This is a genomic window from Amycolatopsis sp. NPDC004772 (genome assembly GCF_053601215.1).
This window is the reverse complement of the sequence record NZ_JBSGBK010000010.1, coordinates 98,969-114,299: the sequence shown is the minus strand read 5'-3', so window position 1 is coordinate 114,299 and position 15,331 is coordinate 98,969. Positions and strand designations below refer to the sequence as shown.

13 protein-coding genes are annotated in these 15,331 nt (G+C 72.4%); 3 read left to right on the top strand and 10 right to left on the bottom strand.

Annotated elements, in window-relative coordinates; genetic code table 11:
• Positions 1-609 precede the first annotated feature (609 nt).
• Complete coding sequence (locus tag ACWEF6_RS09405) at positions 610-1,008, top strand: histone-like nucleoid-structuring protein Lsr2 (RefSeq protein WP_449682455.1); 399 nt, start codon at positions 610-612, stop codon at positions 1,006-1,008.
• 156 nt (positions 1,009-1,164) lie between these two features.
• On the top strand, positions 1,165-2,562 hold the full coding sequence (locus tag ACWEF6_RS09400; protein WP_449682454.1) for an alpha/beta hydrolase: 1,398 nt from the start codon (positions 1,165-1,167) through the stop codon (positions 2,560-2,562).
• Between the two features lie 33 nt (positions 2,563-2,595).
• Here the strand turns inward: ACWEF6_RS09400 and ACWEF6_RS09395 are convergent, their stop codons facing one another.
• Positions 2,596-4,611: an AMP-binding protein gene (locus ACWEF6_RS09395; RefSeq protein ID WP_449682453.1), complete on the bottom strand. Its 2,016-nt coding sequence runs from the start codon at positions 4,609-4,611 to the stop codon at positions 2,596-2,598.
• A gap of 217 nt (positions 4,612-4,828) precedes the next feature.
• A complete protein-coding gene (locus ACWEF6_RS09390; RefSeq protein WP_449682473.1) occupies positions 4,829-5,653 on the bottom strand; it encodes a substrate-binding domain-containing protein in 825 nt (274 codons plus the stop codon).
• 471 nt (positions 5,654-6,124) lie between these two features.
• Between ACWEF6_RS09390 and ACWEF6_RS09385 the strand changes: the two genes are divergently transcribed.
• The gene (locus ACWEF6_RS09385; RefSeq protein ID WP_449682452.1) at positions 6,125-8,389 is read left to right on the top strand and encodes a glycoside hydrolase family 3 N-terminal domain-containing protein; all 2,265 of its coding nucleotides are present in this window, start codon (positions 6,125-6,127) and stop codon (positions 8,387-8,389) included.
• 5 nt (positions 8,390-8,394) lie between these two features.
• Here ACWEF6_RS09385 and ACWEF6_RS09380 read toward each other — a convergent pair whose 3' ends face one another.
• From ACWEF6_RS09380 to ACWEF6_RS09345, 8 genes are all read right to left on the bottom strand, one after another.
• On the bottom strand, positions 8,395-9,039 hold the full coding sequence (locus tag ACWEF6_RS09380; protein ID WP_449682451.1) for a hypothetical protein: 645 nt from the start codon (positions 9,037-9,039) through the stop codon (positions 8,395-8,397).
• Positions 9,040-9,071: 32 nt separating this feature from the next.
• On the bottom strand, positions 9,072-10,346 hold the full coding sequence (locus tag ACWEF6_RS09375) for an ABC transporter substrate-binding protein (RefSeq protein WP_449682450.1): 1,275 nt from the start codon (positions 10,344-10,346) through the stop codon (positions 9,072-9,074).
• A gap of 54 nt (positions 10,347-10,400) precedes the next feature.
• Positions 10,401-10,991, bottom strand: coding sequence for an RNA polymerase sigma factor (locus ACWEF6_RS09370; RefSeq protein ID WP_449682449.1), 591 nt, complete (start codon positions 10,989-10,991; stop codon positions 10,401-10,403).
• Between the two features lie 210 nt (positions 10,992-11,201).
• Positions 11,202-12,566: a serine hydrolase domain-containing protein gene (locus ACWEF6_RS09365; protein ID WP_449682448.1), complete on the bottom strand. Its 1,365-nt coding sequence runs from the start codon at positions 12,564-12,566 to the stop codon at positions 11,202-11,204.
• A gap of 66 nt (positions 12,567-12,632) precedes the next feature.
• Positions 12,633-13,271 carry a LysE family translocator gene (locus tag ACWEF6_RS09360; protein ID WP_449682447.1) on the bottom strand — a complete coding sequence of 213 codons (639 nt, stop codon included), beginning with the start codon at positions 13,269-13,271 and terminating at the stop codon, positions 12,633-12,635.
• Positions 13,272-13,335: 64 nt separating this feature from the next.
• Positions 13,336-13,860: a diaminobutyrate acetyltransferase gene (ectA, locus tag ACWEF6_RS09355; protein WP_449682446.1), complete on the bottom strand. Its 525-nt coding sequence runs from the start codon at positions 13,858-13,860 to the stop codon at positions 13,336-13,338.
• 426 nt (positions 13,861-14,286) lie between these two features.
• Positions 14,287-15,078, bottom strand: a complete 792-nt coding sequence (locus ACWEF6_RS09350) for an enoyl-CoA hydratase-related protein (protein WP_449682445.1) — start codon at positions 15,076-15,078, stop codon at positions 14,287-14,289.
• Positions 15,075-15,317 carry an acyl carrier protein gene (locus ACWEF6_RS09345; protein ID WP_449682444.1) on the bottom strand — a complete coding sequence of 81 codons (243 nt, stop codon included), beginning with the start codon at positions 15,315-15,317 and terminating at the stop codon, positions 15,075-15,077. The genes ACWEF6_RS09350 and ACWEF6_RS09345 overlap by 4 nt, the downstream gene beginning before the upstream one ends.
• Positions 15,318-15,331: the final 14 nt, after the last annotated feature.

Genomic DNA, 15,331 nt, shown 5'->3' with positions numbered 1-15,331 from the left:
CCGATCCCCGCCCAGCCACCGACTTCGCCCCAGCCGGCACCCACCCCTGCCACCCCAACCGCGGCGAGCGCCCCGCACCCACCCCGACCCACATTCCCACCCACGTCACCCACCCGAGCCGCATTCCCGGCCGATCCCCGCCCCCGGGCCGCAGGCACCCGACAACACCCGCCCACCCGCCCCCTTTGATCCACAACCACCGGAATTGCGCCCGGCGTGGTCACGCCATCCCCCACCGAAGCCCCACCCGGAACCACTTCACCCCCGACCCGGAAACCGCCGGACGACCCACGCTCCGCCGTCCGGAAAGGACGTCCACAATAGACCCCTCCCGGGCCATACCGGGCGAACTCAGCCTCTTCGCCCGCCGCGACCCCGCCCACCCCCGCCCACCGAAGTCGTTCTTCACCCATTGAGGCGACACCCACCCCATTCCCACCCCCGGCTCCTTGGCGCTTCGCTCCGGGCAATTACGCCGAACGGACCCGCCCCCGTTTTACCCGCGAGTTGAATTCCCTTTCGCGCCGGTTGTGGATACACTTCCCCGGGAACGCGGGCGCTTTTCGCTGTTCGCGTTCTCGAGCGCACATCCACCGGAGGAGCACCCAAGTGGCCCAGAAAGTCTCCGTCGAGATCCTCGACGACATCGACGGCAGCGCCGCCGCCCAGACCGTGCAGTTCAGCCTTGATGGCGTCACCTTCGAAATCGACCTTTCCGACCGGAACGCGGCCGCCTTGCGTGACGAACTGGCCCGCTACATCGGCGCCGGACGGCGGGTCGGCGGGCGGAAGGTGCGCGTCGCCACCGGGCAGTCGACCACCGCCTCCGATCGCGAGCGCAACCAGCGGATCCGGGCCTGGGCGAACGCGAACGGCTTCGACGTCTCCGAGCGCGGGCGGCTCTCCTCCGAAGTCGTCGCCGCCTTCGAACGGGTGCACGGGGACGACGCGGAATCGCCCGTTCCGTCGCCGCGCAAGCGCGCTCCGCGCAGGAAAGCCGCCGCCTGACTCCCGAAAACGGGAAGAAACATTTCCCGGCCCTCTCGCCGGCGCGCGCCGGAATAACCGGCCGCGCCGCGGTAATGCCTGATCGGCCCTTGTGGTCCAGACCCGCCCGCCCTACGGTCGGCGAGGTCCGGGCCGTCACGGGGAGGAGCCGAAAAGGTGCTGGGAACCGTTCTGGCGAGCGCACTTCTGCTGACCGGCGCCGCTCCGGCCGTCGCCGACGCCGGCTGGACACCGGTGCCGATCGTCTGGTCGGCGTGCCCCGATGACCCGGACAGCCCCACGCCGCCGGACGGCGAGTGCGGCACGGTCCGGGTGCCGCTGGACTGGAACTCCCCGCACGGACCGTCGATCGACCTCGCCGTGGCCCGGCACCGGGCCACGGATTCCGCACACCGCCTCGGGGTGCTGCTGGCGGATTTCGGCGGCCCCGGCTCGTCGAACACGGAACTCGCCGTGACGCCGGCCGTGTTCAGCCCGGAGATCCGGGCCCGGTTCGACGTCGTGGGCTTCGACGTGCGCGGCACCGGCCGCAGCCACTTCATCGAGTGCGAGAACACGGGCGCGCCGCGCAGCGACGAGCCGGCCGGGCCGGCCGAGTTCGCCGCGCTGCGGACCTACAGCGAGAACCGAGTCTCTGCCTGCCGCGCCCGCAACCTCCCCGTCTTCGACCACGCCGACACCGGCCTCAACGCCCAGGACATGGACGCGGTCCGCCGCGCGCTGGGCGAAGCGCGGCTCAGCTTCTTCGGCATCTCCTACGGCACGCTGCTCGGCCAGCAGTACGCCGAAAAGCACGGGGACCGGGTTCGGGCGCTGGTGCTCGACAGCACCATCGACCACAGCGCCGGCCTCACGCGGTTCCTCGGCGACCGGGCCGCCGCCGCGGACGACGCGTTCCGCCAGTTCGCCGCGTGGTGCGACCGGACGACGACCTGCGCCCTGCACGGCCAGGACGTCTTCGCCGTCTGGGAGAAAGCCCTCTCGGTGACCGCCGCGGAGCCGCTGGCGCAGAACGAGCTGCGCGACCGGGTGCTGAAGGACATGTACCGCCCCGACTACGCCGACCTGGGCGAGGTGATCGCCGAAGCCGCGGCCGGCCATCCGCCGATGACGGCCCAGTTCTCCTTCAACTACGACTCCATCCGGCTCGCCGTCATCTGCCAGGACTTCGACCTCCGGATCCGGAGTTTCGCGCAGTACTCGGTGCTGCACGCCGAAGAGCTGCGCCGCGGGCCGATCATGCGCGGCAGCACGTTGAGCCACAGCGAAGCGATGGCGTGCCTGGGCGTCCCGGGCCCGCCGTCGAACCCGCCGCACCGGCTGAGCATCCCGCGCGCGCCGCAGGTCCTCCTGCTGAACTCCCTGCACGACCCGGCGACGCCATACGCCTGGGCCCTCGCCATCCACCGCCAAGCCCCGGCGAACACCACGTTGGTGACGTACGAAGGCGCGGCCCACGGGGTCTTCGACAAGAACACCTGCACCCGGTCCGCCGTGGCACGCTACCTGCTGGCGCTGGAAGTGCCGGACCGCGACATCAGCTGCCCGGCCTGACCCCTACCCCCACAGGAGGCGTCGCCGGGCCGGTCACCAGCGGTAGTTGCGGCGCAAAGCCCGCTTCACCACTTTCCCGGTCGCGTTGCGCGGCAGCTCCTCCACGAACACGACGTCCCGCGGCACCGCGAACCGCGCCAGCCGCTCCCGTACGTGCGACCGCACCGTGTCCGCGTCCAGCTGGGCGCCCGGGACCAGGACCAGGTAAGCCGCCAGGCGCTGGCCGTACTTGGCGTCGCGGACTCCGACCACCGCCGCCTCGCGGACCTCCGGGAGGCTCAGCAGCACTTCCTCCACCGGGGCCGGGGCCACGTTCTCGCCGCCCGAGACGATCATCTCGTCTTCGCGGCCCTGGACGAACAGCAGGCCGTTCGCGTCCACGTAGCCGCGGTCGCCCGTGTCCATCAGGCCGTCGCGGACGTCCAGCTGCTCTCCGTCGGTGTACCCGTCGAACAGCAGGCGGTTGCCCACGTACAGCCGGCCCGTCGCGCCCGGTGGGACCGGGGTGCCCGCGCGGTCCAGGACGCGGATCGCCGTGCCGATCGGCGGGCGGCCCGCCGTTCCACGGGCCGCGCGAAGGTCTCCCGGGCCGGCGATCGCCGCCCACGACACCTCCGTCGAGCCGTACAGGTTGTAGAGGATGTCGCCGAACGCGTCCATGAACTCCTCGCCCAGCCGGCCCGGCAGGCCCGCGCCGGAGCTGGCGACCACGCGCAGCGACGACAGGTCGTAGCGGGCCCGGATCTTCTCCGGCAGGTCCAGCAGCCGCCGCAGCATCGTCGGCACCGCGAACAACGCCGTGCAGCGCTGCTTTTCGATCATCGACAGCGTCGCTTCGGGGTCGAACCGCCGGGGCAGCACCAGCCCGGCCCGCAGCGCCATGGCGAGCTGGAGCGCGGCCAGGCCCCAGGTGTGGAACAGCGGCGCGGCGACCAGGATCGGTTCCCCGGCCCGCAGCGGGATCTCCGAGAGCACCGCGGCGGCGTCCGCGACGTTGTTCGGCGTCGGGCGCCGGGCGCCCTTCGGCGGGCCGGACGTGCCCGAGGTGAGCACGACGAGCCGGCCGGGCTTGGCCGGCGGGGCGAGCCGGGTGGGCTCCTGCGCTTCGATCAGCCCTTCGATCGTCGGGCCGTGCCACCCGTTGCCGGGCGGCCAGGTCCACAGCTGCGGGATGTCGGACGGCAGCTGCCCGCGCAGGGCCGCGAACTCGGCGTCGGCGAGCACGAGCTGGGAGCCGTGCCGCAGGGCGAACTCCGCCGCCTGGCCCAGGGCCAGCCCGGTGTTCATCAGGGCCACGTCCGCGCCGAGCTTGCTGCAGGCGATCATCGCCTCGACCATCGCGTTGTGGTTGCGGCACATCAGGAGGACGCGCGATCCCTCGGTGATGTCGTAGCGCTTCAGCACCGCCGCCAGCCGGGTGGTGCGGTCGTCGAGCTCGCCGAAGGTCCGCTCGGAACGCTCGTCGCACAGCGCGAGGGACTCCGGCGCACGGCGGGCCACCGCCTCGTAGCCGCCGGCCAGGGTCGAGCCCCAGCGGCCCACCGCCCGCAGCTGCCGCAGCGTCCCGGCGGGCTGGGCCGGGGTGAGCACGCCGGCCTTGACGAGGATCCGGGCGAACTCCCGCTTCGTCGGGCGGGGCGGCAGCGGATCGGCCGCGGGGACGCCGCCGAGGTGGTCGCCGATCGCCGCGACCGCGTCCAGGATCCGCTGCCGGATCCGCGGGACCGCCGGCGACCGGCCGTCGAGCAGCGTGAGCAGGAGGGTGATCGCGCAGCCTTCGGGCACCGGGCGCAGCACGACGGACATCCGGTGCCGCCGGCCGGACCAGGCCAGGTGCTCGTCCCGGCGGTGGACGAAGATTTCGGCCTCGCCCTCGCCGCCGGCGCGGTACCGGTAGCGGGCGCCCCGGCCGGTCGCCTCGGAAACCGGCTCGCACGCGGTGATCCCCCGGACGAACCGCGGGTACAGGTGCGGGCTGCCCACGATCGTCCACACCGCCGCGGGCGGGTGCGGCAGGGTGACGGTGATCTCGAGGAGTTCGGGCTCCATCAGAACACGGCGGGAGGCGCCGGCACGGTGGTCATGACTCGGCTTTCTCCCTTTTGTCGATCCGGGGGTTCGGCCTTTCGGCCGCTCTGCCGAGCATCCGTTTGCGCCGGCCGTCGTGTCAACACGCGGTCGCACGATTCGATGTATTCAATCGTGTGGAGCGCGCAAAAACCAGCGAACCGCGGAGTGCTTCACAGCTTTCTCACGCCGCGGCGGATCACCACGGCGGCGGGGCGGTGCTGCCCCGGACCACCAGGGACACCGGAACCCGTTCGAGCGTCGCCGACCGGACTTCGCCGAGCAACGTCCGCACCACCCGGTCGCCGAGTTCGGCGAACGACTGCCGGACCGTGGTCAGCGGCGGCCAGAAACTGGCCGCCTCGGCCATGTCGTCGAACCCGACGACACTGACTTCGCCGGGCACCGAGCGACCGGATTCGTGCAGCGCCCGCAACAGTCCCAGCGCCATCTGGTCGTTGGCCGCGAAGACGGCGGTGACCGCCGGGTCGTGGGCCAGCACCCGGCCGAGCGTGTAGCCGGACTCGGCCGTCCAGTCCCCGACCACCGGTACCGGAACCGCGCGGTCGAACCGCGTCAGCGTCCGCCGCCACGCGCGTTCCCGGTGTTCGGCCGCGAACGAATCCGTCGGGCCCGCGATGTGCCACACGGTTTCGTGGCCGAGGGTGAGCAGGTGCTCGGTCGCCAGCACCGCGCCCTGCGCCTGATCGGTGTCCACGGTCGGATATCCGGCGCGCGCGTTGGAATCGACGACCACCACCGGGATGTCCTCCGGGAAAACGATTCCCGGCCAATCCAGGGCGTATTCCTCGACCAGCACGACCAGCCCGTCGACGGCGTGGTTCCGCAGCTCCCGGAAGGCGTCGGTGACCGCGTCGCGGCTCGGTTTGCCCAGCGGCATCAGCTTGATCGCGTACCCTTCGGCCGCGGCCGACCGCGCGACGGCGTCGAGCGTGCGGCTGTTGCCGAGCGTGGCCAGCGTCGAGGTGAGCACGCCGATCGAGCGCGCCGGGTCCGGCAGCACGACGGCCGCGCCGCCGCAGAAGTCCCCTCTGGTCCGTTCCCGCACGCCGCCCACCCCTCATCGGTCGCCCACACGACGACTCCCGTCGCTCCGAGGTCACCACAGCGACGGGCGATGTTCACCTTGACGTGGGCAACACCGCTGTTCGCGACGCTCGTCAGCCACTCGCCATCCGCCGTGAGAAGCGGCTCCGACCTGGGCATCTGCGCCGCCGGGAGGCCCTGGCGGCCGACGGCCGTCCCGGGCGGCTCGTGAACAAGATCACTAAGCGACCGCTCAGTAACAGGCTGGCACCGGGGCGAGGACCGGCCGCGAGCGGTGGTGTGGCGGGGTGACGAATCAGCGCTTTCGACGGCGACCTCTCCCCGCTGGGCCACGGCTTCCCGTTCACGCGGCCGTGCTCGCCGGCCGTGGCTAGGCTGGGTCAGCCTGACCGAACGAAGGAGTTCCGCCTCGCGAAAGGTCCCCGCCATGTCGCAGCAGGTGCAGCACGACACTTCGGCCGACGGTGGGGTGAACCGGCGCCGGGTGCTCGCCGGCCTCGCCGGTTCCGTCGCCTCCGCCTCCGTCGCCTCCTCCGGGCTGCTCGCCCCCGCGGCCGAAGGGCAGACCGCGCGCCCCGAGCGGAATCCGCGGGTCGAAGCGCTGCTCAAGCAGATGACGCTCGCCGAGAAGATCGGCCAGCTCCAGCTCGTCGGCGACGAAACCACCGCCCGCGCCGCCCTCGCCGGTGGCCGGCTCGGCGGCGTCTTCTCCGTCGTCGGGGCCGCGAAACTCAATGCCCTGCAACGCATCGCCGTCGAACAGACGCGCCTGAAGATCCCGCTCGTCTTCGGCCTCGACGTCATCCACGGGTACACCACCAACTTCCCGATCCCGCTCGCCCAGGGCGCGAGCTTCGACCCGGCCGTCGCCGGCACCGACGCCGCCGTCTCGGCCAAGGAAGCGCGCAGCAGCGGCATCCACTGGACCTACGCGCCGATGATGGACGTCACCCACGAGCCGCGGTGGGGGCGGATCGCCGAGGGATACGGCGAAGATCCCTACCTGGCCACGCAGTGCGCCGTCGCCAAGGTCCGCGGCTACCAGGGCGACGACTACTCCGCGCCGGACCGGGTGGCCGCCTGCGCCAAACACTTCGTCGCCTACGGCGGCGCCGAAGGCGGGCGGGACTACAACACCGTCGACGTCTCGCTGCAGCGGCTGCACAACCTCTACCTGCCGCCGTTCAAGGCCAGCGTCGAAGCGGGCGTCGCCACTGTCATGGCGAGCTTCAACACCATCAGCGGCGTCCCCGCGCACGGCAACGGCTACGTCCTGCACGACGTCCTCAAGGGCGCCTACGGCTTCCGCGGCTTCGTCGTCAGCGACTACACCGGTATCGAGGAACTCATCCTGCACGGCCTGGCCGGCGACGGCGCGGACGCGGCGGCGGCCGCCCTGCCCGCCGGTGTCGACATGGAGATGGTCAGCACCAACTACGCCCGCTTCGCCGAACGGCTGCTGGCCGAGCGCCGGATCACCCGCGACCAGCTCGACGACGCCGTCCGCCGGATCCTGCTCGTCAAGGTCCGGCTCGGCCTGTTCGAACGCCCGTACGTCGACGAAGCCACCGAGGTGAAAGCGCCTTCTCCGGCCGCGCTGGCCGCGTCGCGGCAGGCCGCCGGGCGGTGCATGGTGCTGCTCAAGAACGACGGGCCGGTGCTGCCGCTGGCGAAGTCCGTCGGCTCGGTCGCCGTCGTCGGGCCGCTCGGCGCGGCGACCTACGACCTCAACGGGACCTGGGCGGGCCTCGGCACCGGCGCCTCGACGACGCCGCCGGTGACCGTCGTCGACGGGATCAAGGCCGCGGCCCCCGGCGCCACCGTGACCTACAGCCCCGGCTGCACGGTCGACGGGACCGACACCGGCGGCTTCGCCGCCGCGCAGCAGGCGGCGCGCGCCGCCGACGTGACGGTCGTGGTGGTCGGCGAAACCGCCGCGATGAGCGGCGAAGCGGCGGCCCGCAGCAACATCGACCTCCCCGGCGTGCAGCAGCAGCTGGTGGCCGCGATCAAGGAGACCGGGAAGCCGTTCGTGGTCGTGCTCGTCAACGGCCGCCCGCTGACGATCCCGTACCTGCACGACAACGCCCCCGCCATCCTCGAGGCGTGGGCCCCCGGTGTGCAGGGCGGCCACGCGATCGCGGACGTCCTCTTCGGCGTGGTGAACCCGGGCGGCAAGCTGCCGGTGAGCTTCCCGCGCGCGGTGGGCCAGATCCCGATCTACTACAACCACGAAAACACCGGGCGCCCCGCCGACCCGGCCAACAAGTACACGTCGAAGTACCTGGACCTGGCGAGCGGACCGCTCTACGAGTTCGGCCACGGCCTGTCCTACACGACGTTCCGCGTCGACACCCTGCGGCTTTCGGGCACCCGCCTGCCGGCCCGCGGCGGCCGGATCGAGGTGAGCGCCACCGTCACCAACACCGGCGGCCGCGCCGGCGACGAGGTCGTCCAGCTCTACCTGCGCGACCCGGTCGCGAGCATCGTCCAGCCGGTCCGGCGGCTGCGCGGCTTCCGCCGGGTGACCCTGGCCGCGGGCGCGTCGACGACGGTGTCGTTCACCCTCACCCCGGACGACGTCGGGTTCTACGACAACACCGCCCGCTTCCGCGTCGAGCCGGGGAAGATCGAGGTCTACGTCGGCACCAGCTCGGCGGCTACGCTGTCGGGGAGCTTCACCGTGGTCTGACCCGCTCAGCCGGCCGGTGCGGGGACGGCCGGGAGGTGCAGCCACGCGCGCGTCGTGGTTTCCTTCACGGCGGCGAACACCGAGGTGTAGCTCCCGGGATCGCCGAGCTGGATGTGGCGGATGACCTCTTCGTAGAACCAGTTCGACGTGATGACCGCGATGTCTCCGTCCGAGGCCGACAGGGCGTCCTTGACCGCCCGGGAATCGAGGAGCCGGAACGCGTGGATGATCGCCGAGCCGGTGAAACCGTAGGCGTCGCGGGTGATTTCGCCCGCGTGCAGCGCCATCCGCAGCCGGATCCGCTCCTCGGCCGCGTGGGCGTCGTTGTGCGCGAGCAGGTTCTTCGCGAGTTCCTGCGGCACCCGTTCCCCGAAGACGGCCTTCGGATACGCTCCCGGGGCCAGCAGGAGCACGCCGTCGCCGAGGTCGCTCCGGTGGCAGCCCTGCCACCGGACGCCCGAGGCGGCCAGGGCCTCCTCGACCGCTCGGTACAGCCCGGACCGGACGACGACCCGGTGGAGATTGGTCCGTTCCGGAGCGTTGAAGCGTTCCACGTCGACGGCGAGGATCGTGTAGTGCATGGCGTCCGCGATGGGCTTGATCCTTCGCTCGGTGGTCGGCTGGGGGGCCGGGGTCTTCCGGTAGGGCATCTGTTCTCCAGGTGGGGCGTGGGTGTGGCCGATCAAGATCCCGGCAGCCCGGCCATGAGCACGGTCGTGACGTTGAACGGCGTGGACAGCATCTTCTGGCTCAGCATCAGATCGGCGACGCGCTGGAGGTCGCCGAGATCCACGTAGGCGGGGTAGCTGCCGACGCGGACCTCACGGGCGGTGCCGGCGTCGATGCCCAGGTACTGCTGGAACACCTGCTCGCGGACATCGCGGTTCTGCACGTCGCCGACGCCACGGGCGAGCGCCCGCTGAAAGGCGCCGATCACCTCCGGCCGGCTCGCGGCGAAACTCGCCGGAGCGACCCAGCCGGACATGGGGATCTCGAAGTTCAGGTCGAGCCCGAGATCGAGCAACTGGACCGCGCCGGCTTCGGCGGCCCTCGTCACGAACGGTTCGGCGACGACGGCGCCGTCGAGCTCGCCGCGCTGCATCGCCGGCACCATCGCCCGCATGTCCATGGTCTTCCAGTCGATGCCGGCGGGATCGCCGCCGGCCTGCCGGATCTCCGAGATCGCGAGCAGGTCCGAGATCGATCCCCGGCTCGTGACCCCGATCCTCTTGTGCGCGGCCTGGTCGGGCCGGGTGAAGGACCGGTTCGGCGCACCGACGAGCATCAGGTGGCCGGGTTTGGCGACGTAGGCCGGGGCGATGACCTTCAGGTCCGCCGCGTGGGTGGCCTGGGCCATGAACATCCCCGGGTAACTGCTGAAAGCGATGTCGAGCCGGCCCGTCCGGAGCCCGCGAACCGCCTCGGGACCGCTGGCCACGGTGGTGACCTGGACGTCCAGGCCGGCCGACCGGAAGTACCCCTGGTCGACGGATCGGTAGAAGGCGGCGACGTCGACGAGGGGCAGGACGCCCACGTGGACCGTGATCGGTGGCGGCGCCGCCGGTTGCCCGGACCCGCGGCTCCACGAGAAGCCTCCGACGACGGCCGACACGACCAGCACCACCGTCAAGACGACCGCGGCCGTCTGCCGGCGCTTGCCGGAGGCCCGGTTGCGGCCCGCGTCGAGGCCGTCCGGGCCGCGGCGTCCGGCTTTCCGGCGCGACCCCACCAGCCGCAGCGGCACCGCGACGGCGCCCGGGTGCGCGTCCGGGCCGGTGCCGCTGATGGCGAGCAGCTCCCGGCCACCGGGCCTGCGGCGACGCGCCGGGTGGCCGGACCCGGTACCACCCCGTTCCGACGGCGCGGAGCCCAGCGCCCGGCGAAGATCCGCCAGGCGCCGGTCGAGCTCGACGTCGTCGATCTCGCCGGCCGTTCGGCCGAACCATCCGAGAACCATGCTCCCCGCTCCTTCGCTCGTTCTGTCCATTGCGCTCAGTCGGCTCACGTGCTCTCAGCGGTGGGGCGTGCCGAGAGCCCGCCGGAGCCTTTCCCGGCCTTTCTTGTAACGGCGCTGCGTCATCCGCAGGCTGATTCCCAGGATCTGCGCCGTTTCCGGTAGGGAAAGTTCGTCCAGGCAGACCAGCGTCACGACTTCTTGCAGGTCGCCGGGCAGCGCGCGGAGTGCGTCGAGGGCGTCGATGATCTCGGCCCGCCGGTCCGCGAAATCCTCCTGCCGCAGGGATTGCACGGTGATCAGGCTCTCCGACGGCAGCAACACCTCCCGGCCGTCCGTCCGCGACTGGTCGATCACGAGATTGCGGGCGATCGTCAGCGCCAGCGGAACCAGGCTCGCCGCCTCGGCACCGGGGTTGCGGTCCAGGTGCTGCTGAAGCCGCAGGACGGTCTCGGCGACGATGTCGTCCGGATCCGCCCGGCGGGCGTGCGCGCAGGCATATCTCCTGATCTGTGGACCGACGAGTGCGAAAAGTTCGGTGAGGTACGGTCTCCCTTGATCGGCGGGCCGGGTTTCCCGATCACTGGTCACCCTCACTCGCTTTCGGCGAGCCGGCGACCAGTGGCCCGGAATCTCCCCGGACCGCAAGTACGCCCCCGGACCATGCGCTCCACGGGTGATTCCTGATCGATGGCGTCGACGCTCATGCTCAGGAAGACGAATCGATCACGCCACCGCGACAGATATCACCCGATCGGGTGGTATCGATTGAGTGACGGAAAAGTAATGCATTGACGCAACGTGGTCCTTCGAACTCCGCAGGAATGAGCGGATCCGGCCGCGGAATCGCCCGCGAGTTCAGCCGCCGACACCGACCGCACGGGTTTGCAAGCGTTTGCGCCATTCCCGCCGCACGTACGGGAGGCCGTTGAGGTGGACCACCGGCACCGACCCGTCGCGCCACGCGGTGGCGCCGAGCACGATCCGGTCGGTGCCGGCGTGCGGGCCCCACGGCGGCGCGCCCGGGCCGTGGCGATCGGCGCTGCGCCACACCGCGCGCTGGTGCGGCACCAGCACGGTGCGATCGCGGTCGGCCGTCAGCTCCAGTTCGGCGCCGCCGGTCACCGTCAGCGTCGGCGCCCCGGTCCGGACGTACTCGCCGTGCACGGCTTCGGTTTCGACGGCGAGCCCGAAGGCGCCCCCGGCCGCGTCGGTGCGGCCGAGCCCGTCGAACAGCTCGCGCAGCAGCCGGTAACGCTCTTCGCGCAGCTCTTCGCCGCGGTTGTCCAGCCACACCACGCCGCGGCCGGCGGCGGGGTCGATGACGAGCTTGGCCCACATCCCGCCGAAGAACCCTTCGTGACCGATCTGGCGGATGCCTTGCACGGCAGGCGAAAGGGAGCAGCCGAGGCCGTAGCGCAGGTCGACGTCCAGCCGCGGGTCCGCGTGCGGCAGGTGCATCTGGGCGAGCTCGGGGCGGGCACGCAGGTGGTGCGCCCCGAGCCGGGCCAGGTCGAGCGCGGTGGAATAGCACAGCGACGACGGCTCGTGCTTGGCCCCGGCCTTGGCGCCGTGGTCGACGCGCAGCCCGTCGCCGCCCGGAAGGTGGTGCTGGGCCAGCGGGTAGGTCATCGCCACAGCCGGGTCGTGGGTGCTGCGTGCCATGCCGAGCGGCTCGAACACGTGCTGCCGGACGACTTCGGCGAAGGGCAGGCCGGTCACCTCCTGCGCGACCAGGCCGGCCAGGCTGACGCCCAGGTTGCTGAACCCGTAGAACTCCCCCGCCCGCGCCAGCACCGGCGTCCGCGCGAAGTCGTGGCGCACCGCGGCCGCGAGCCCGCCGGGGTCCCGGCTCAGCCCGTCGTGCAGCACGGCGTCCGGGAGCAGCCCGGACCGGTGGCTCAGCAGGTGGCGCAGCGTGGTGCCGTCGCTGCCGGTCCCGGTGCGGCGGCGCAGGCCGCCCAGGTAGCCGTCGACCGGCGCGTCGAGGTCGAGGACGCCGTCGGCGGCCAGCGACACGATCATGGTGGCGGTCACGAACTTCGCGACCGAGTAGACCCGGAACACCGTGTCCGGGGTCATCGCGTGCTGGGTCTCGGCGCTGGTCACGCCGTCGGCGACGGCGATCTCGGGCCCGGCGGCGGTGAAGGTGCACACGACGACCCCGGGAACGTCGTGCTTGCGGCGGAAACGCCGCAGCGCGCGGCGGACGACTTCGGTCACGGAACTACCCCTCAGTGCACGGCGAACAGGGAACCGCGCCCGCTTTTTGAGCGCCGAGAGCGAAAGTCAGCTGGTGGCGACCAGCGTGACCCCGAGGCCGACCAGCGCGGTGCCGGTCACCCGGTCGAGGGCCTTGCGCGGGCCACTGCGGCGCATCAGGCCGGACAACCGGGCGGTGAGCAGCACGAACAGCGCCCACCACAGGACGCCCAGCGCGATATCGAGGGTGCCCAACACGAGCACCTGCGCGGCGGCCGGGCCCGCGGGGTCGAGGAACTGCGGCAGGACGCTGACGAAGAACAGCGCCGCCTTCGGGTTGAGGACGTTGGACAGGAAGGCCTGCCGGAACACCCGAGCCGGCCGGAGTTCGGTGTCCGGCTCCTCGGGCGGCGGTTCGGCTTCCTCGGTGCCGCGGCGGCGCCGCCACGACTGCCACAGCGCCTGGGCCCCGAGGAACACCAGGTAGGCGGCGCCGACGAGCTTCAGGACGGTGAACAGGACCGGGCTGTGCAGAAGAGCGGTGGACACCCCCAGCGCGGCAGCGGCCATGTGCACGCACAGGCCGCACTGCACCCCGGCCGCGGCGAGGAACCCGAAGCGCCGGGCCCGGGCGGCGGCGCGCAGGACGACCATCCAGTCCGGGCCGGGGACCACGTAGGCCACCATGACGACGCCGGCGAACGCCAGCAGCACCCCGATGCTCATGTCCCGCCCTCCCGCGGTACCGGATCCGACACGGTCCGTAATCGATTACCCACGTTCCCGGATCTCAATCGCGCGGTTCGGCGAGCGGGAACCGGTAGAGGACTTCGGGATCGTGCGCGCCACCGAGGTCGGCGCTCTCGAACAGCGTCGACACCTCCGGGGTGCCGCCGTGGTGGCGCGCGAGCTTGCGGATCAGCATGATGACCGCCCGGTTGCCGGGGTTGACGGTGGTTTCGAACCAGCGGGCCCCGGCCCGCCGGGCCCGGCCGGCCACCTCGGTCATCATCGCGAACGCCAGCCCGGGCCGGGTCAGCGCGGGATCGACGGCCGACTGCCAGGCGAAGTAGGTGTCCGGATCCCGCGGCGGCCGGTAACCGGTGACGAACCCGGCCAGCCGGCCGTCGTGCCGGGCGACCACGGAGGTTTCGGCGAAGTCCCGGCACCAGACGAGGTAGGCGTAGAGAGAGTTGACATCGAGCGGCGGAGACCGCACGACGAGCTCGTGGATCGCGGCCGCATCGGCGATCGTGGGCGGGCGCAGCTCGAAGCCGGGCAGCGCCGGGGTGCGGAGGTCGGGCGTGGTGGACACGGGGGTCACCTTTCCGGTGGTAGGGGTTCGGGCAGACCGCGCGGGCGATGGTGGTTGGCTGTGGCGACCTTCGCCGACGGCCGCCGAGACGGAGCCCATCGCGCGCAGCGGTGGCGGTGGCGAACCGCGCGAGCGGCCGCCCAGTGGGCCGCCAAGGCGGAGCCCATCGCGCGCGGCGGTGGCGGTGGCCAGCCACGCCAACGGCCGCCGAGCCGGGCCGCCCAGACGGGGCCATCGCGCGCGGCGGTGGCCAGCCACGCTCAACGGCCGCCGAGGCGAGGCTGTCGCGTGGCGGTGGCGAGCTTCGCTCAACGGCCACCGAGGCAGGCCCTCGCGCGCGGGCGGCGGTCGTGACGAGTGCCAGCCACACCAACAGCCACCGAAGCGCGCCGCCAAACGCGCGGCCGTGGCACTGGCCAGCCACGCTTATCGGCCGCCGAGGCGGGCCGTCATGCGCTTGGCCAGTCCGTCGAGGGCGTGCTCGGCATTCCAGCGGACCGCCCGGTCCAAACCGGTCGCCAAGCCCTCTTCGTGCGGCGCGTCGAGCTCGCGCTTGAGCTGCGCCAGCACCGCGCCGGGCTGGGCTCGGACGCGGCCCGAGAACGCCGTCAGCTCGGCCGTTCCGCCGTTCACCAAGCCGATCCGCTCGGCGCGGGCGGCGCCGATCCGGCCGCCGCCGAGGAGCAGTTCGCGGACCAGGCCTTCGCCGAGCAGGCGGGGCAGGCGCTGGAGCCCTCCGAGGTCCGCGACCAGCCCCAGCTCGGCCTCCGGCAGTGAGAACCAGGCGCGGGCCGAGGCGTACCGGACGTCGCACGCGCAGACCAGCTCCAGGGCCGCCCCGGTGCACTCGCCGTCGATGTCGGCGATCACCACGCGGCCGCTGCGGGCCAACCCGGTGATCGCGTCCTGCAGGCGCCTCGCGTCGGCGGCGAGCACGTTGCCGCCGCGCCGGGCCGCCCGGCGCAGCCGGGTGACGTACCAGCGCAGGTCGAGGCCGCGGGAGAACACGCCGCCGTGGCCGCGCAGGACGAGGCTGCCCGGCCGGTCGGTGGCCTCGGCGAGCGCCACGACCTCGGCCAGCTCGGTCCAGAACGGGCCGCCGAGGACGTTGCCCGCGCCGGTCCCCCGGATCGTCACCCGCAGGTCGCCGCCCGGCGGCCAGGTGACGTCCAGGGTCTGCCACTCCCGCGAGGCCGGCGCCGCGAGCGCGACGCTCACCGGACGCCCGCCCGGTCGACGATCGCGGCGAGGTCGCCGACGCGTTCGAGCGTGTCGAGGTCCTCGTCCTCGACGACGCAGCCGAACCGTTCCTCCAGCTCCGAAAGCAGGTCGACCACCTGGGCCGAGTTCAGCCCGAGGTCGTCCTCGAGCCGGGACTCGGCGGTGATCCCGGCGGGCGGTGTCCCGTCGAGATGGCGGGCGAGCAGGTCCGCCACCTCGGTCACAGCTGTCGTCATGTCGTCCTCCTCGG

Bases quoted from the DNA above. Each gene is read 5' to 3' on its own strand.
- ACWEF6_RS09395 (WP_449682453.1), bottom strand. From the start codon at position 4,611: ATGGAGCCCGAACTCCTCGAGATCACCGTCACCCTGCCGCACCCGCCC.
- ACWEF6_RS09385 (WP_449682452.1), top strand. From the start codon at position 6,125: ATGTCGCAGCAGGTGCAGCACGACACTTCGGCCGACGGTGGGGTGAAC.
- ACWEF6_RS09380 (WP_449682451.1), bottom strand. From the start codon at position 9,039: ATGCCCTACCGGAAGACCCCGGCCCCCCAGCCGACCACCGAGCGAAGG.
- ACWEF6_RS09375 (WP_449682450.1), bottom strand. From the start codon at position 10,346: ATGGTTCTCGGATGGTTCGGCCGAACGGCCGGCGAGATCGACGACGTC.
- ACWEF6_RS09360 (WP_449682447.1), bottom strand. From the start codon at position 13,271: ATGAGCATCGGGGTGCTGCTGGCGTTCGCCGGCGTCGTCATGGTGGCC.
- ACWEF6_RS09345 (WP_449682444.1), bottom strand. From the start codon at position 15,317: ATGACGACAGCTGTGACCGAGGTGGCGGACCTGCTCGCCCGCCATCTC.